Source organism: Massilia solisilvae, assembly GCF_024753215.1.
Classification (GTDB): domain Bacteria; phylum Pseudomonadota; class Gammaproteobacteria; order Burkholderiales; family Burkholderiaceae_D; genus Telluria; species Telluria solisilvae.
Map to the genome: position 1 here is coordinate 89,611 of NZ_JANUGV010000006.1, position 18,057 is coordinate 107,667.

Here is an 18,057-nt window from a genome sequence, read left to right on the forward strand (position 1 = left end):
GGCGGCGTGTGCAAATCCTCAGGCCAGGGGCTCGCCGCGCAGCGACGCGAGCGATTGCCGCGCCGCCTCGCGCAGCTGCACGGCGTCTGCCCAGCCGGCGCCGGACGGGCGCAGCATGGGCCCGACTTCCAGCGCGATGCGCGCATGGCGCGGCCGCCAGCTGTCGGCGCGCAGCGCTTCGCGCGTACCGGACAGGGCCGCCACGACGACGGGCGCGCTCGCCTGCGCTGCCGCCATGAACGCGCCGGAATGGAATGCGAGGATGCCGCTCTCGCGAGTGAATGTCCCCTCCGGGAACACCAGCAGCCGCTCGCCGTGTCGCAGTGCGGCCACGATCGCGTCCACATCCTCGGCGCCGCGCCGCGCGTCGGTGCGCTCGACGAACACCCCGCCGACCCCGGTGACGAGCCGCTTCATCCACCACTGGCGCGCGAATTCGCGCTTGGCGGTGAAGGCGTAGCCGGGCGTGGCCGGCAGCACGGCGGCCAGCATGATCGCGTCGAGATAGCTGGAATGGTTGACCAGCAGGATGTGCGGCTCGCGTGGCAGGCATTCCAGGCCGTGCGCCTGCGGGTGCGCGCCGAGCAGCCGCATGGCCAGCCGCGCGCCCGCGCGCACGATGCGCCGGCCGGCAGAAGGGCGCTGCAAGGCGATCACCGGCGCGCCGAACGCGAGCAGCACGAGCGCGAAGACGAACCAGGCGTAGCCGGCATACAGCCAGGCCAGTGCGCGCCTGCCCGTCACCTTTGCCCGCGCCAGCAGCGCCTTTGTCGCCAGCCGTGCGCCGTGCAGCCATGGCCGCTGCTCCGGCTGGGCGAGCGTGCCCTGCTCGTACGCCTCGCGGCTGGCCAGCCGCCGGATCTTGCCGCTCGAGGTCTTGAGCACCGCGTGCGGCGGCGCCAGCACGATGTCGTCCGGCGGCATGCCGATCACGTCCACCGCCGTCTCGTTCAGCTGACGGCGCAGGCGCGCGCGATCGAGCTCGGACGCGGCGCGCGTCTCGGCCACCACCACCAGCCGCTCGCTGCCGGTGGCCGGGTCCGGGCTGCCGAACACGGCGACGCAGCCCTTGCGGATGCCGGGGATCTGTCCGATCGCCTGTTCCAGGTCGTAGGGATACAGGTTGCGTCCGCCGCGCTTGATCAGGTCCTTGACGCGCCCGGCCGGGAACACCTCGCCGTCCGCAATGTAGGCGTGGTCGCCGGTGTCGAGCCAGTCGCCGTGCTTCAGCAGCCGCGTGGCCTCCGGGTTGCGGTAGTAGCCGCTGGTGGACGAAGGCCCGCGAAACTCAAGGCGGCCCACCGCGCGTTCGGGCAGCTCGGCGCCGGTGTCGTCCACCACGCGCAGCTCGTGCCCCGGCAGCGCCATGCCGCAGCCCACCAGCGCGACGGTGTCGCTGGCGCCGGCCGGCGCCGGCACCGCGCGGCGTTCGCGCACGAAGGGCTCGCTCAAGATGGTGTCGATGCGCGGGCCGCGCCCCGGTGGCGGAAACGCCAGCCCCACCGACGACTCGGCCAGCCCGTACACAGGAGCCAGCGCCTCGCGCCGCAGTCCGCAGCGCGCAAAGCGTTCGGCAAACGCCGCCAGTGTGGCCGGGCTCACCGGCTCGGCGCCGTTCAATGCCAGGCGCCAGCACGACAGGTCGAGCTGGCGCAGCGTCTCGTCGCCAACGTGCCGCGCGCACAGCTCGTAGGCGAAATTCGGCGCCGCCGAGATCGTGCCGCGATGGCGCGAGATGGCTTCGAGCCACAGGGACGGGCGCGCCAGGAAGGCCAGCGGCGACATCAGGACCAGCGGAATGCCCGCGTACAGCGACCCGAACCAGGCGCCGATCAGCCCCATGTCGTGGTACAGCGGCAGCCACGAGACGAAGCGGTCGTCCGGGCCGGCGCGCGCGGCCTGCACCAGGGCGCGGATATTGGCCAGCAGGTTGGCGTGGGTGAGCGTGACGCCCTTCGGCGCGCCGGTGCTGCCCGAGGTGTACTGCAGGAAGGCGATGTCGCCGCTGCCCGGCCGTTGCGCCGGCAGGCGCTCCGCACCGTGCAGCTCGGCCGGGGTGACGATGGCGCCGAGCGAGGGCACCGCCGCCTGCAGCAGCACCGCCACCGGCTTGCCCGCCTCCACCGTGATGATCAGCGCCGCCTGTGCGTTGGCCAGGATGCCGGCGTGGCGCTTGAGGTGGTCCTCGATGTTGGCCAGCCGCGCCGGCGGGTAGATCGGCACCGGGATGGCGCCGGCGAGCATCACGCCGAAGAAGCAGGACAGGTAGTCGCGGCCGGTCGGCAGCATCAGCGCCACCGTCTGGTGCGGGCGCAGCCCGTGCGCCAGCAGGCCGGCGGCCACCTCGCGCGCGGCGGCGAGCAGCTGGCCATGGGTAATCTGCACGTCGCGCCCGTGCTCGTCGCGCAGCAAAATGTGCACCCGGTCCGGCGCGCGGCTGGCGTGCCATTCCAGCACGTCCAGCAGCGTTTCGGCCTGGGCGGGGACGCCGGCGCCGCCTTGCGGTGGCAGCGCCGCCGTGCGCAGGTCTTCGTAGCGGCGCGGCGACAAAAAGCGCAGCAGTTCCAGCGGCGTGTCGGCTTCGGCCAGCGCCTGCGGCGGCAGTTCGACCGCAAACGCGCGCCCCACGCGCTGGACCAGCTCGACCCGCGCCAGGCTGTCCAGCCCCAGTTCGCGCTCGAACGAGCTGTGCCCGGTGACGGCATAGGCTTGCCCCGGATGGTTCTCGCGCGCGACCTGCTCGACGATCCCCAGCAATTGGTCGATGGCGGCGGAAGAGGTGGCGGTATCGTTCACGGCGTTCGGCCCGGACCCGGTGTCCGGCCACCTTAGAACGTCGCTGCGACCGGGTTTTGCGCTGCATCACGCCGTTGCGGGAACTGCATTTTGGCCGAACCGGCTGATCAGCGGGGTGTCGAAGCGCAGGAACAGTCCGGGCCGCCCCCGGGTTTGTTCTGCTTCAGAGCAATTTCGTATTGAAAAGATTTCTCGGGAAGGTGCGATTCCGAACAAAACAGAAGTGGCCGTATGAAGGATAATAGCGTTTGTTGTGTTTTTTGATACAGGCTCAAGGGACCCATGCACACTGTTGATTTCCAACGCGACGGCACCAGCGAAGCAGCTCCTTCGGCGCGCGCCCCCGCGCGCACGACGGCCCTGCCCGCCCCGGTGACGAGCTGGCTGCAACGGGTCGAAGCGGCGGCGCACCCGCGCCCCCGGCTGACTGCCGAAGCGACGGACCCGAAGGCTGTCCAATTTAAATTCGTGTACGTGATGGCCCCGACTTCCGGCGGCCGCCACGTTGCCATCTGCCTGTGCAAGGCCAAGCTGCGCACGAACGGCGAGGTGGCCTCGGCCGCCCCGGTGAGCGAAGTGTTTTCGCTGCTGTCGGCCCCGCCCGCCTACCTGGAGGGCGACGACGTCGATCTGGTGCGCTTTTTCATCGCCATGCGCAGCGGCGCCTCGCAGGGCACCAGCGCGACCGAGCCCAAGGGCAAGGTCGGCGCCATCCTGCTGCAGATGCTGCTTGAACAAGAGAAGCTGCTCTGGGCTAACTCGTGGCAGGACATGGCCAACGGCCTGGTGTACCCGCTGCAGGCCGGTCCAGTGCGCCGCGCCAACCTGGCCTGGCGCGACGAAGGCCGCGCCGCCAAGCTCGGCTGGTCGGTCGAGCCGGCCAAGGGCGTGAACCACCCGGGCGCCGACCAGATCGATTACATGCTGCCGACCGACCCGCCGTGGTATGTGGACAATTTGTCTTGCGGCCCGCTCGAGCTCAACCGCGGTGGGGTGGACATCTCGCTGGCCGAGCTGCAGGCGCTGGTCGCGCAGGCGCCGGTGCTCACCGGCAACGACAAGAAGCGTGTCTCGCAGCTGCTGCTGGCGCATGGCCTGCAACAACTGATGCCACTGCCGCAGCCGCTGTCGCAGCGCGTGCGCAACGACGTCAAACCCGTGCCGCACCTCTTGCTCGATTCGGTGCAACTGCCCGACGTTAACGGCCAGCGCTGGCACGACTACGCCGTGCTGTCCTACGACTATGACGGCCAGCAGATCTCGTTCGACCCGGCCCAGCGCGTCGTGCGCCAGGTGGGCGACATCACCGAGGTCATCGACCGCGACGAGGCTGCCGAGGCCGACGCGCTGGCACAGCTGCACAAGCTGGGCTTTCGCAAGCCGGGCACCGCCCCGCTCAATGGCGTGGTGGGCGCGCTGCAGCTGGAAAGCCAGGCGCACTGGCTGCGCTTTGCCGAAAGCGACCTGGACAGCCTGATCGATGCCGGCTGGCATTTGCAGAAGTCCGCCAAGTACCGCTACGACGTGGTGCCGGTGGACGACTGGTATGCCCGCATCGACGAGCCCGAGGAAGCGGGCAAGGCCTGGTTCGAGCTGGAGCTGGGCATCTCGGTCAACGGCAAGCCGGTGCCGCTGCTGCCGGTGCTGGTGCAGCTGATCCGCAGCGCGCCGACCGATTTCAACCCCGAGGTGCTGGCCGCCCACGCCGAAGACGACCAGATGCTGGCCACCCTGCCGGACGGCGTGCGCGTGGCGCTGCCGTGGGGGCGCGTCAAGCCCATCCTGGCCACGCTGGGCGAGCTGTATTTCAACGAAAAGCTCAAGGACAAGGTGCGCCTGTCCACGCTGGACGCGGCGCGGCTGGACGACCTGGCGCGCGGCGTCGCGCTGCGCTGGTCCGGCGGCGAGCAGCTGCGCGAAACTGGCCGCAAGCTGGCCAGCTTCGGCTCCGTCAAGAAAGTGGCGGCCCCGGCCGGCCTGCGCGCCACCCTGCGCGACTACCAGCTGGACGGCTTGTCGTGGATGCAGTTCCTGCGCGAATACGACCTGGGCGGCATCCTCGCCGACGACATGGGCCTGGGCAAGACGGTGCAGACGCTGGCCCACATCCTGGCCGAAAAGGAAGCCGGCCGCCTGACCAGTCCGGCGCTGGTAATCGCGCCGACCAGCCTGATGACCAACTGGGTCGAGGAAGCCAGCCGCTTTGCGCCGGATCTCAAGGTGCTGCTGCTGCAGGGCAAGGAGCGCATGGAGCTGTTCGACCAGATCGACCAGGCCGACCTGGTGCTGACCACCTACGCACTGTTGCCGCGCGACGAGGAAAAGCTGCGCGAGCACCATTACCACCTGGTGATCCTGGACGAATCGCACTACATCAAGAACACCCGCTCCAAGGCGGCGCAGACGGCCGGCATGCTCAACGCCCGCCATCGCCTGTGCCTGACCGGCACGCCGCTGGAAAACCACCTGGGCGAACTGTGGTCGCAGTTCCATTTCCTGCTGCCGGGCCTGCTCGGTGATGAAAAGACCTTCAACGCCCAGTTCCGCCACCCGATCGAGCGCCAGGACGACCCGGTACGGCGCGGTTTGCTCAACCGCCGCATCCGTCCCTTCCTGCTGCGCCGGACCAAGGACAACGTGGCCAAGGAGCTGCCCGAAAAGACCGAGATGGTGCGCAAGGTCGAGCTCACCGGCGCCCAGCGCGACCTGTACGAAACGGTGCGCCTGGCAATGGACAAGAAAGTGCGCGAGGAAATCGACCGCAAGGGCGTGGCGCGCAGCCAGATCGTGATCCTGGAAGCGCTGCTCAAGCTGCGCCAGGTCTGCTGCGACCCGCGCCTGGTCAAGGCCTTGCCGTCCAAAAAGCAGCCGGTCTCGGCCAAGCTGGCCGACCTGATGCAGATGGTGGACGACCTGCTCGAGGAAGGCCGCAAGATCCTCGTGTTCTCGCAGTTCACCAGCATGCTGGGGCTGATCGAGGAGGAGCTGGACGCGCGCAACATCCCGTACGCCATCCTGACCGGCGAGACGCGCGACCGCTCGGCCCAGGTGGCCGCGTTCCAGCAGGGCGCGGTGCCGATCTTCCTGATCAGCCTGAAGGCGGGCGGGGTTGGCCTGAACCTGACCGCGGCCGACACCGTGATCCACTACGACCCGTGGTGGAACCCGGCGGCCGAGAACCAGGCCACCGACCGCGCCTGGCGCATCGGGCAGGACAAGCCGGTGTTCGTGTACAAGCTGATCGCCAAGGGCACGCTGGAAGAAAAGATCCAGCAGCTGCAGCAGAAGAAGTCCGAGCTGGCCCAGTCGATCCTGGCCGAAGGCGAATCGCAGAAGATGGCGCTCACGCAGGAAGACCTGCAGGCGATCTTCGCGCCGCTCGAGGACGCCTCCTCGTAAAACGCGGCAACGGTGCGGCGCGCACCGTTGCCCGCTCCTGTTGTCGCGCCGCTGCGCTTGTCTATACAGAGGCGCAAGCTGGACGATATACTGACTGGCGATAGTGTCACTTTTGAAAAGGCCAGTCCATGGATCGCAGCGCGTGCAGCAACGGTTCAGGCGCCGCGGCGATGGAGACGCCAGGCGCGGCCGATGCTTTCCGCGCCATTGCCGAGATCGCCGGTGACATCGCCTTCATCGTCGATTGCCCGTCGGGCGATCTGCGCTACATCAGTCCTGCGGTCGAGCCACTGCTCGGCCATTCCCCCGCCGCTTTCCGGCAGCAGCTCGCCGGTTCCGACCAGCCCGGCCCGCTGCGCGCGCTGTGCGCCGGCTTGCCGCAGCGGCTGGCGCGCTACGCCGCCGGCGACACCTCGCGCCTGCGCCTGGTGCGGGAATGGGAGATGCCCACCCCGTCGGGGCCGGCCGTTCCCGTCGAAGTCATCTCCACGCTCATCCTCGATGCCGACGGTGCCCCGGTTGCGCTGGCCGGCATGATCCGCGACCAGTCGGCAAGGCGCGCGCTCGCGGCGGAGCAGAAGCGCTTCGCCAGCATGCTCAACCACGAGTTCCGCACCCCGCTGTCGACCATCGACGGCGCCATCCAGCGCCTGGAAGCCACCTGCGGCAACGCCGACGAGGCCACGCGCCAGCGCTACCGCAAGATCGGCGCGGCGGTGGACCGGCTGATCGGCATGCTGGACGAATACCTGTCGCCGGACCGGATGGCCGCGCTCGGTCGCAGCAAGCCCGCGGCCGGCATCGCGCCGCGCCAGTTGCTCGACGAAGCGGCCCAGCTGCTGCAGGCCGCCGGACGGCCGGTGCGCATGCAGGCGGACGCGTTGCCGGCCGCGCTGCGCGGCGACCCGCAGGGATTGCGGCTGGCGGTCAAGGTATTGGTGGACAACGCGCTCGCATTTTCGCCGCCGGGCAGCGAGGTCGCATTGGTCGGGCGGGCGGTCGCCAACGGCGTCGAACTTGCGGTCGCGGACCAGGGCGCCGGGGTACCCGCAAACGATGCGGCACGCATATTCGACAAGGGTTTTCGCGGCAGTAATGCAGCTGGCATACCGGGCAATGGGCTCGGCTTGTACATGGCTCGATCGGTGCTCGAGGTCCATGGCGGCACGATCGAGCTCGTGGAGCGTCCATTTGGCGGCGCAATGTTCAAAATCTGGTTGCCAACACCGGTTGAACGCGGGAAAGTTGTTGATTCACACGAGCCCAACCGTGATAATCGTTAAACCCAGGCCGGGGTGGATGCCCGAATTGGCGCCCATACCACAATGACAACAATGGCCAATCTCCATGACGCAAATCCTGATTGTTGAAGACAACGGCGATTACGCCGGCGACATGGCCGAGTTCCTCAGGGAGCTCGACCACGAAGTGAACGTCGCGACCACTGCGAGCGAAATGTGGGCCGCGCTGACCCGCACGCCGACCGCAGTCGTGGTACTCGACCTCGGCCTGCCCGACGAGGACGGCTTCAATGTGATCCCGCGCATGCGCCAGCTCTACCCGGAAATCGGCCTGCTGGTCCTGACCGGGCGGGTTGCTTTCGATAACCGCATCCTCGGCCTGCGGCTGGGTGCCGACCACTACCTGACCAAGCCGATCAAGTTCCCCGAACTGGCCGCCCACATCGAGGCGCTGGATCGCCGCGTGCGCCCGCAGGAGCCGGCGCCGGCGCCCAGCAAATGGGTGCTGCGTGTGAGTGCCCGCCAGCTCGAGCTGATGGGCAGGGTGATCGACCTGACCGAGAAAGAGTGCAATTTCCTGCACCTGCTGACCATCAACACCCGGCCGGTCCCGCGCCAGGTCATCGTGGCCGGCATGGGCGGGGATGACCCCGAGGCCAGCCGCCGCGTCGACATGCTGGTCTACCGCCTGCGCAAGAAGGCCCGCAGCGGCCTGGGCCAGGACCTGCCGCTGCGCAGCGCCTACGGCGAGGGCTACAGCCTCTCGGCCGGCTTTACCTTGTCCTGACCCGCAATCGGGGACAGGGTGCTTGTGCGTTCATGCCGTGTTCGGCAATTATTGGGGACATAGTAGCTGGAAAATATTGAACAGCTGGATGAAAATGGGGACAGGGTGGCCATTGTGGAGTACAATGCACTGAAATCCGATCCAGCACCGACGCCATGGCCCGCCAGTCCCGCCTCATCCTGCCCAACCAGCCGCACCACATCATCCATCGCGGCAACGACAACCAGCTCATCTTCCGCGAGCCCGAAGACTACGAGCACCTCCTTGGCTGGCTCAAGGAATCGGCCCGGTTCTACAACGTGGCCGTGCACGCCTACGTGCTGATGCCCAATCACTTCCACCTGCTGGCCACCCCGAGCGACAGCACCGGCCTGGCGCTGATGATGCAAAAGATCGGCCGCCTGTACGTGCCATGGTTTAATCAAAAATACAACAGGAGCGGCAGCCTGTTCCAGGGCCGGTTCCGCACCTCGCTGGTCGAAGCCGACAAGTATTTCCTCGCCTGCTGCCGCTACATCGAACTCAATCCGGTGCGCGCTCAGCTGGCTGCCGACCCTGCCGAATATCCCTGGTCGAGCTACCGCCATCACGCCGGGCTGCGGCCGGACCCGGCAGTAAGCGATCACTCACTGTATTGGTCGCTGGGCAATACCCCGTTCCAGCGCGAGGCAGCCTACATCGAACTGGTCCAGCAAGGACTCCCTGAGCAGGAGCTCAGGCAGATCGACGAGGCCGTGCGCAAGGGCTGGCCGCTGGCCACCGACACCTTCAAGGTCGAGCTGGAGCGCAAGACCAGCCGGCGCATCCTGCCGGCCAAGCGCGGCCGGCCCTTCAAACAGGCGCCGCCGGCCGCTTGATCGGCGTAGCTTTGCCGACTGTTCTCCCGTTAGTTGAACGCGTGGGCAGAGGATCTGCCCGCCCTACCCGCAAACCGTCGCATACGTAGGGTGGGCAGGTTTCCTGCCCACGCGTCCAGCCCCGATTCGCGCCTCGCAACCATGTCCCCAATTATTTTCACGGGATGACTGCTCGCATTTAATTCGACTCCGACCCTAATTATTCTCGTTGAACTTTCTGTTGCGTTGCACTATTCTCGGCCTTCAACCCCCAAAAAAGCTGTTGGAGAAGCCTCATGATTGCCCAAGGTTTGTACGATCCAGTCAATGAACACGACGCGTGTGGCGTCGGTTTCGTCGCCCATATCAAGGGCAACAAGAGCCATTCGATCATCGAGCAAGGCCTCTTGATCCTGAAGAACCTCGACCACCGGGGCGCCGTCGGCGCCGATCCGCTGATGGGCGACGGTGCCGGCATCCTGATCCAGATCCCGGACCAGTTCTTCCGCGACGAGATGGCCAAGCAGGGCATCGAGCTGCCCCCGCCCGGCGAATATGGCGTGGGCATGGTGTTCCTGCCCAAGGAGCACGCCTCGCGCATCGCCTGTGAGCAGGAAATCGAGCGCGCCGTGCGCATCGAAGGCCAGGTGGTGCTCGGCTGGCGCGACGTGCCGCTGGACGAGACCATGCCGATGTCGCCGACCGTCAAGGCCAAGGAGCCGGTGATCCGCCAGATCTTCATCGGCCGCGGCCCGGACATCATGGTCACCGACGCGCTCGAGCGCAAACTGTATGTGATCCGCAAGTCGTCCGGCCACGCGATCCAGGCGCTCAAGCTGATCCACGGCAAGGAATTCTTCGTGCCGTCGATGTCGGCGCGCACTATCGTGTACAAGGGTCTGCTGCTGGCCGACCAGGTGGGCGTGTACTACAAGGACCTGCAGGACTCGCGCTGCATCTCGGCCCTCGCCTTGGTGCACCAGCGCTTCTCCACCAACACCTTCCCGGAGTGGCCGCTGGCCCACCCGTACCGCCTGATCGCGCACAACGGCGAAATCAACACGGTGAAGGGCAACTTCAACTGGACCCGCGCCCGCGAAGGCATGCTCAAGTCGGCCGTGCTGGGCGACGACCTGCCCAAGCTGTTCCCGCTGATTTACGAAGGCCAGTCCGACACCGCCAGCTTCGACAACGCGCTTGAACTCCTGGTCATGGCCGGCTACCCGATCGCCCAGGCGATGATGATGATGATCCCGGAAGCGTGGGAAAACCACACGCTGATGGACGAGAACCGCAAGGCCTTCTACGAATACCACGCCGCGATGATGGAACCGTGGGACGGCCCGGCCGCCATGGCCTTCACCGACGGCCGCCACATCGGCGGCACCCTCGACCGCAACGGCCTGCGCCCGGCGCGCTACGTGGTCACCGAGGACGACCTGGTCGTGATGGCGTCCGAGTCCGGCGTGCTGCCGATTCCGGAATCGAAGATCGTCAAGAAATGGCGCCTGCAGCCGGGCAAGATGTTCCTGATCGACCTGGAAGCCGGCCGCATCATCGACGACAAGGAGCTCAAGGACACCTACGCCAACGCCAAGCCGTACAAGGCCTGGATCAAGTCGGTGCGCATCAAGCTGGGCGACATCAAGCTCTCCGGCAGCCACGGCGCGGCGCAGGCCCAGGGCGAAAAGGCCGCCGCGTCGCTGCTCGACCGCCAGCAGGTGTTTGGCTACACCCAGGAAGACCTGAAATTCCTGATGGCGCCGATGGCCCTGCTGGGCGAGGAAGCTACCGGCTCGATGGGCAATGACTCGCCGCTGGCGGTCATGTCCAACAAGCTCAAGCCTCTGTACAACTACTTCAAGCAGCTGTTCGCGCAGGTGACCAACCCGCCGATCGACCCGATCCGCGAGGCGATGGTGATGTCGCTGGTGTCCTTCATCGGCCCCAAGCCCAACCTGCTGGACACCAACAACGTCAACCCGCCGATGCGCCTGGAAGTGTCGCAGCCGATCCTCGGCTTCGAGGACATGGCGCGCCTGCGTAACATCAGCTCGCACACCGGCGGCAAGTTCAAGTCGTACGAACTGAACATCTGCTACCCGGTTTCGTGGGGCAAGGAAGGCATCGAGGCCTCGCTCGCCTCGCTGTGCGCCGAGGCCGTGGACGCGGTCAAGTCCGGCCACAACATCCTGATCGTCTCGGACCGCAAGGTCGATGCCGGCCAGGTCGCCATTCCCGCCCTGCTGGCCACCTCGACCATCCACCAGCACCTGGTGGCGCGCGGCCTGCGCGCCTCGACCGGCCTGGTGGTCGAAACCGGCTCGGCGCGCGAGACCCACCACTTCGCCCTGCTGGCCGGCTACGGCGCCGAAGCCGTGCACCCCTACCTTGCGCTGGAGACGCTGGCCGAACTGGCAGCCCACCTGCCGCACGAGATGTCGGCCGAGAAGGCGATCGCCAACTACACCAAGGCAATCGGCAAGGGCCTGATGAAGGTGATGTCCAAGATGGGCATCTCGACCTACATGTCGTACTGCGGCGCGCAGATCTTCGAAGCCGTGGGCTTGAACCGCGAGCTGGTCAACAAGTACTTCCGTGGCACCGCCTCGGGCGTGGAAGGCATCGGCCTGTTCGACGTGGCCGAGGAAGCGCTGCGCCTGCACGGCCTGGCCTTCGGCAAGGACCCGCTGCTGGCCAACGCGCTGGACGTGGGCGGCGAATACGCCTACCGCGTGCGCGGCGAAGACCACGTCTGGACCCCGGATGCGATCGCCAAGCTGCAGCACTCCACGCGCGCCAACAACTTCAACACCTACAAGGAATACGCCCAGATCATCAACGATCAGAGCAAGCGTCACCTGACCCTGCGCGGCCTGTTCGAATTCAAGATCGACCCGAGCAAGGCGATTCCGCTGGACGAAGTGGAACCGGCCAAGGAGATCGTCAAGCGCTTCGCCACCGGCGCCATGTCGCTCGGCTCGATTTCCACCGAGGCGCACGCCACGCTGGCCGTGGCGATGAATCGTATCGGCGGCAAGAGCAACACCGGCGAAGGCGGCGAGGACCCGCTGCGCTACGTGAACGAGTTCAAGGGCATCAAGATCAGCAAGGGCGAGACCCTCGCCTCGGTGCTCGGCAAGGACCGCGTGGTCGCCGACATCCCGCTGGCCGAAGGCGATTCGCTGCGCTCGAAGATCAAGCAGGTCGCATCGGGCCGCTTCGGCGTGACCGCGGAGTACCTGAACTCGGCCGACCAGATCCAGATCAAGATGGCGCAGGGCGCCAAGCCGGGCGAAGGCGGCCAGCTGCCGGGCCACAAGGTCTCGGAATACATCGCGTCCTTGCGCTTCTCGGTGCCGGGCGTGGGCCTGATCTCGCCGCCGCCGCACCACGACATCTACTCGATCGAGGACCTGGCGCAGCTGATCCACGACCTGAAGAACGCCAACCCGACCGCGTCGATTTCGGTCAAGCTGGTGTCCGAAGTGGGCATCGGTACCGTGGCCGCTGGCGTGTCCAAGGCTAAGGCCGACCACCTGGTGGTGGCAGGCCATGACGGCGGCACCGGCGCTTCGCCGCTGTCGTCGGTCAAGCACGCCGGCACGCCGTGGGAACTGGGCCTGGCCGAAACTCAGCAGACGCTGGTGCTCAACGGCCTGCGCAGCCGCATCCGGGTGCAGGCCGACGGCCAGATGAAGACCGGCCGCGACGTCGTCATCGCCGCCATGCTGGGCGCGGACGAAATCGGCTTTGCCACCGCGCCGCTGGTGGTGGAAGGCTGCGTCATGATGCGCAAGTGCCACCTGAACACCTGCCCGGTGGGCGTTGCCACGCAGGACCCGGTGCTGCGCGCCAAGTTCTCGGGCAAGCCCGAGCACGTGGTGAACTACTTCTTCTTCGTGGCCGAGGAAGCCCGCCAGCTCATGGCGCAGCTGGGCATCCGCTCCTACGACGAACTGATCGGCCGCGCCGACCTGCTGGACAAGTCGAAGGCGATCAAGCACTGGAAGGCACAAGGCCTGGACTTCTCGAACATCTTCTTCCAGCCCAAGACCGACACGCGTCACCAGATCTACCACAGCGACGCGCAGGACCACGGCCTGGACCGCGCGCTCGACCACAAGCTGATCGCGCAAGCCAAGGCCGCGCTGGAGAAGGGCGAGCGCGTCTCGTTCATCTCGCCGGTGCGCAACGTCAATCGCACCGTCGGCACCATGCTGTCGGGCGAAGTGGCCAAGCGCTACGGTCACGCCGGCCTGCCGGACGACTCGATCCACATCCAGCTGCAGGGCACCGCCGGCCAGTCGGCCGCGGCCTTCCTCGCAGCCGGCATCACGATCGACCTGGTTGGCGAAGGCAACGACTACGTGGGCAAGGGCCTGTCGGGCGGCCGCATCATCGTGCGCCCGAACACCGAGTTCCGCGGCTGGGCGGTGGACAACATCATCGTCGGCAACACCGTGCTGTATGGTGCGATCGCGGGCGAAGCCTTCTTCAACGGCGTGGCCGGCGAGCGCTTCGCGGTGCGTAACTCGGGTGCGACCACGGTGGTGGAAGGCTGCGGCGACCACGGCTGCGAGTACATGACCGGCGGTACGGTCGTGGTGCTGGGCGAGACCGGGCGCAACTTCGCGGCCGGCATGTCGGGCGGCGTGGCCTACGTGTACGACCCGAAAGGCGAGTTCGCCGGCAAGTGCAACACCGCGATGGTGGACCTGGTGCCGGTGCTGCCCGAGAAGGAGCAGAAGGACGTGGCCGGCTGGCACAGCCAGGTGCGCGGCGGCGAGCGCGAGGCGGACGAAGTCATCCTGCGTCGCCTGATCGAGCGCCACTTCAAGCACACCGGCAGCACCCGTGCCCGCAACCTGCTCGACGACTGGGCCACCAGCCGCGGCAAGTTCGTGAAGGTGTTCCCGACCGAGTACAAGCGCGCGCTGGAAGAGATGCACAACAGCAGCATGGAAGAGGCCAACGACGCGGCCGAAGTGGCGGCTTAACCTTAAGACGAAAATCGAGCACGTCGTCCCCGCGAAGGCGGGGACCCATGCTGAGGCTAACGAAGTCGAGGCATTCGCGAAACTGCAGGCGGTCTATGGGTTCCCGCCTGCGCGGGAACGACGGCAAAGGCAAAGGACAAAACACGTGGGTAAAATCACAGGCTTCATGGAATTTCAGCGTCAGGAAGAGGGCCACCTCGACCCGACCCAACGCGTCAAGAACTACAAAGAGTTCGTGCTGACGCTCACCGATGCGCAGGCCAAGGTGCAGGGTGCGCGCTGCATGGATTGCGGCATCCCGTTCTGCAACACCGGCTGCCCGGTCAACAACCAGATCCCCGACTGGAACGACCTGGTCTATCACGGCAACTATCGTGGCGCGCTGGACAACCTGCACTCCACTAACAACTTCCCCGAGGTCACCGGCCGCATCTGCCCCGCCCCGTGCGAGGCCGCCTGCACGCTGAACTTCAACAGCGACGCGGTCGGCATCAAGTCGATCGAGCGCAAGATCGCCGACACCGGCTGGGAGCACGGCTGGATCGTGCCGCAGCCCGCAAGCGAAAAGACCGGCAAGAAGGTCGCCGTGGTCGGCTCCGGCCCCGCGGGCCTGGCGGCCGCGCAACAGCTGGCGCGCGCCGGCCACGACGTGACGGTGTTCGAAAAGAGCGACCGCATCGGCGGCCTGCTGCGCTACGGCATCCCCGACTTCAAGATGGAAAAGGGCCTGATCGACCGCCGCGTCGAGCAGATGAAGGCCGAGGGCGTGACCTTCCGCACCAGCACCCTGATCGGCAAGGACTTCCCGGCCACGGTGTCGAACATGGCGCGCGAGACCATCTTCCCGGAAGACCTGGACAGCCAGTTCGACGCCATCATTCTGGCCGGCGGCGCCGAGCAGCCGCGCGACCTGCCGGTGCCGGGCCGCGAGCTCAAGGGCGTGCATTTCGCGATGGATTTCCTGCCGCAGCAGAACCGTGCCAACGCCGGCGACAAGGTCAAGGACCAGATCAAGGCCACCGGCAAGCACGTGGTCGTGATCGGCGGCGGCGACACCGGTTCGGACTGCGTCGGCACCTCCAACCGCCACGGCGCGGCCTCGATCACCCAGTTCGAGCTGATGCCGATGCCGCCCGAGCACGAGAACAAGCCGCTGGTCTGGCCGTACTGGCCGACCAAGCTGCGCACCTCGTCCTCCCACGAAGAGGGCTGCGAGCGCGAATTCGCGGTCGCGACCAAGCGCTTCGAGGGCAAGAACGGCAAGGTCGAGAAGCTCATCGCCTGCCACGTCGAGTGGAAGGACGGCAAGATGACCGAAGTGCCGAACTCGGAATTCGAGATGAAGGCCGACCTGGTGTTCCTGGCCATGGGCTTCGTCTCGCCGGTGCAGCAGGTGCTGGACGCGTTTGGCGTGCAGAAGGATGCGCGCGGCAACGCCCGTGCGACGGTGGACGGCGAGAACGCCTACGCAACCTCGTCGCCCAAGATCTTCGCGGCCGGCGACATGCGCCGTGGCCAGTCGCTGGTGGTGTGGGCGATCCGCGAAGGCCGCCAGTGTGCGCGTGCGGTGGACGAGTTCCTGATGGGCTCGTCGGTACTGCCGCGCTAAGGAACGGTGGCCCCTTCGCGGCGAAGGGGCTACTTTGCCGGGGCGGGTGCCGGCGCAACGCCGGCCCCACCTGGAATGGTGATAATGATCGGTGCCGGTGCCGGTTGAGGTTGCGGCACCTTGCTGAAGACGGTCAGCAAACCCACCGTCAGGCCGACGATGGCCACAGCCAGGCCGACGCCCCACTTGATGAGCTCGGCATTATTCCTTTCCATCTCCGCACGCATCGCGGCCATCTCCGCCCGCAGCTCTGCAAAGCCGGTCTTTACGATGGTTTCAAAGTTTGCAAGGCGAGCGTTCACCGTCGCCTCCAAAGCCACGAGCTTGGCATCCACTTCTTCGCGTGTCACATCGTTCATGAAGCCATGATTCGGCTTCGCGAACGGTATGTCAATCGTGCGGGCCGCGAGTTAGCGCGCGATCAAAAGTCGAGCTCGCACAGTTCAAGGAACGGGCCGCCAACGTCGCTCTTCTTGCTCTATGGAAATATGTCATCCCCACACCGGCGACGTTTTTGGTGCAGCCATGCACCATTCTTGACGCACCGCAACAGGCGCTAACCTTCGCGAATGTATGTTAAAATGCTTGGCCGTTTTGAAGCTTGAGCAATATGCATATCTCAAGAAAAACAATTACTTACGGCGCGGAAATATCTGACTCGACGGTTATTAATGTTGTATTATCACGTCGATATCGCCGGCTGTTCTGAGGTGTCGCCAGCAGAGATTGCCGTTTCTGCACTACAATACGTGATTCCCCAAAAACCAATAGCACTGTGTCCAATCTTGTCGAAATCCGCGACCTGCACTTCGCGTACGGGTCGCGCCCCATCCTGCAGAACCTGCGCATGGACTTCCCGCGCGGCAAGCTCATTGCCGTCATGGGCGGGTCGGGCTGCGGCAAGACCACGGTGCTGCGCCTGATCGGCGGCCAGATCCGCGCCCAGCAGGGCACCGTGAAGGTGGCCGGCAAGGTCGTTGGCGACCTCGACACCGAGGAGCTGTACGGGCTGCGCCGCAAGATGGGCATGCTGTTCCAGTTCGGCGCCCTGTTCACCGACTTGTCGGTGTTCGACAACGTGGCCTTCCCGCTGCGCGAGCACACCGACCTGCCGGAAGAGATCATCCGCGACCTGGTGCTGATGAAGCTGCACGCGGTCGGCCTGCGCAACGCGCACAAGCTCAAGCCCAGCGAGATCTCGGGCGGCATGGCGCGCCGCGTGGCGCTGGCGCGCGCCATCGCGCTCGACCCCGAGCTGATCATGTACGACGAGCCGTTCGCCGGCCTGGACCCGATCTCGATGGGCGTCACCGCCAACCTGATTCGTAACCTGAACGACACCCTCGGCTCGACCTCGATCCTGGTCTCGCACGACGTGCACGAGACCTTCGCGATCGCCGATTACGTTTATTTCATGTCGTCAGGAAAAATCGTCGCCGAGGGCACGCCGGCCGAAATGCGCGCCTCGGAGGACCCGTACGTGAAACAATTCGTGAACGCTGCTCCCGATGGTCCGGTGCCGTTCCATTATCCCGGCAAGTCGCTGGCCGAGGACCTTGGCCTTGGGAGCCCGGCATGATCACCGATACGCTGGCCTTCATCGGCGACTTCGTGCTGGGCTTGTTCGCCCGGATCGGCTTTGTCACCCGCTCGTTCTTCAACCTGCTGGGCAAGATGCCGGGGGCGCTGCGGCGTCCGGCCTTGATTTCTGAACAGATCCATTTCATCGGCAACTATTCCTTGCTGATCATTGCCGTGTCCGGGATGTTTGTTGGCATGGTGCTGTCGCTGCAGGGCTACTACACGCTGGTCGACTTCGGCGCCACCGAAAAGCTGGGCCAGCTGGTTGCGCTGTCGCTGCTGCGCGAGCTGGGTCCGGTGGTAACGGCGCTGCTGTTTGCCGGCCGTGCCGGCACCTCGCTGACGGCGGAAATCGGCCTGATGAAGGCGGGCGAGCAGCTGTCGGCCATGGAAATGATGGCGGTTAACCCGATCCAGCGCGTGCTGGCGCCCCGCTTCTGGGGCGGCCTGGTTGCCATGCCGATCCTGGCCACCGTGTTCTCCGCCATCGGCGTGATCGGCGGCTACCTGGTCGGCGTGCAATTGATCGGCGTGGACGAAGGCGCGTTCTGGTCGCAGATGCAGGCCAATATCGACGTGCGGCATGACGTATTGAACGGCGTGCTCAAGAGTTTCGTGTTTGGCGCGGCGGTGACCTTCACCGCCTTGTTCCAAGGATACGAGGCGCAGCCGACCCCGGAGGGGGTCTCGCGCGCCACCACCCGCACCGTCGTGGTGGCCTCGCTGATGGTGCTTGGGCTGGACTTCATCATGACCGCCCTGATGTTCAACAAATAAATGTCTGGCTGCGCGCGGCGCGGCTCTCTGA

At 66.3% G+C, this 18,057-nt stretch carries 10 protein-coding genes; 8 read left to right on the top strand and 2 right to left on the bottom strand.

Translation table 11 applies throughout. The features are described 5' to 3' along the window. Window positions 1–18: 18 nt before the first annotated feature. A complete protein-coding gene (locus NX773_RS18710) occupies window positions 19–2,796 on the bottom strand; it encodes an AMP-binding protein (RefSeq protein ID WP_258857805.1) in 2,778 nt (925 codons plus the stop codon). A gap of 282 nt (window positions 2,797–3,078) precedes the next feature. On the opposite strand from NX773_RS18710, the gene NX773_RS18715 reads away from it, so the two are divergent. The 6 genes from NX773_RS18715 to NX773_RS18740 all read left to right on the top strand — a co-directional run bounded on the left by NX773_RS18715 (window position 3,079) and on the right by NX773_RS18740 (window position 15,668). Next, a complete protein-coding gene (locus tag NX773_RS18715) occupies window positions 3,079–6,195 on the top strand; it encodes a DEAD/DEAH box helicase (protein WP_258857806.1) in 3,117 nt (1,038 codons plus the stop codon). Between the two features lie 128 nt (window positions 6,196–6,323). Further along, complete coding sequence (locus tag NX773_RS18720; RefSeq protein WP_258857807.1) at window positions 6,324–7,478, top strand: PAS domain-containing sensor histidine kinase; 1,155 nt, start codon at window positions 6,324–6,326, stop codon at window positions 7,476–7,478. A 64-nt stretch (window positions 7,479–7,542) separates the two neighbouring features. Continuing rightward, window positions 7,543–8,223, top strand: coding sequence for a response regulator transcription factor (locus NX773_RS18725; RefSeq protein ID WP_258824161.1), 681 nt, complete (start codon window positions 7,543–7,545; stop codon window positions 8,221–8,223). A gap of 155 nt (window positions 8,224–8,378) precedes the next feature. After that, complete coding sequence (locus NX773_RS18730; RefSeq protein ID WP_258857808.1) at window positions 8,379–9,080, top strand: transposase; 702 nt, start codon at window positions 8,379–8,381, stop codon at window positions 9,078–9,080. 275 nt (window positions 9,081–9,355) lie between these two features. Then, window positions 9,356–14,059: a glutamate synthase-related protein gene (locus NX773_RS18735; protein ID WP_258857809.1), complete on the top strand. Its 4,704-nt coding sequence runs from the start codon at window positions 9,356–9,358 to the stop codon at window positions 14,057–14,059. A 145-nt stretch (window positions 14,060–14,204) separates the two neighbouring features. Next, window positions 14,205–15,668 (top strand): glutamate synthase subunit beta, encoded by a 1,464-nt coding sequence (locus NX773_RS18740; protein ID WP_258857810.1) that lies wholly within the window; start codon window positions 14,205–14,207, stop codon window positions 15,666–15,668. A gap of 29 nt (window positions 15,669–15,697) precedes the next feature. Here NX773_RS18740 and NX773_RS18745 read toward each other — a convergent pair whose 3' ends face one another. Then, entirely contained in the window at window positions 15,698–16,027 is a 330-nt protein-coding gene (locus NX773_RS18745) for a hypothetical protein (RefSeq protein WP_258857811.1), read from the bottom strand. 416 nt (window positions 16,028–16,443) lie between these two features. Here NX773_RS18745 and NX773_RS18750 point away from each other — a divergent pair, with 416 nt between their 5' ends. Together NX773_RS18750 and mlaE are read left to right on the top strand one after the other, a co-directional pair. Beyond that, window positions 16,444–17,247 carry an ABC transporter ATP-binding protein gene (locus NX773_RS18750; protein ID WP_258857812.1) on the top strand — a complete coding sequence of 268 codons (804 nt, stop codon included), beginning with the start codon at window positions 16,444–16,446 and terminating at the stop codon, window positions 17,245–17,247. Then, the gene (mlaE, locus tag NX773_RS18755; RefSeq protein WP_258857813.1) at window positions 17,244–18,026 is read left to right on the top strand and encodes a lipid asymmetry maintenance ABC transporter permease subunit MlaE; all 783 of its coding nucleotides are present in this window, start codon (window positions 17,244–17,246) and stop codon (window positions 18,024–18,026) included. Before NX773_RS18750 ends, mlaE begins: the two co-directional genes overlap by 4 nt. Window positions 18,027–18,057 lie beyond the last annotated feature (31 nt).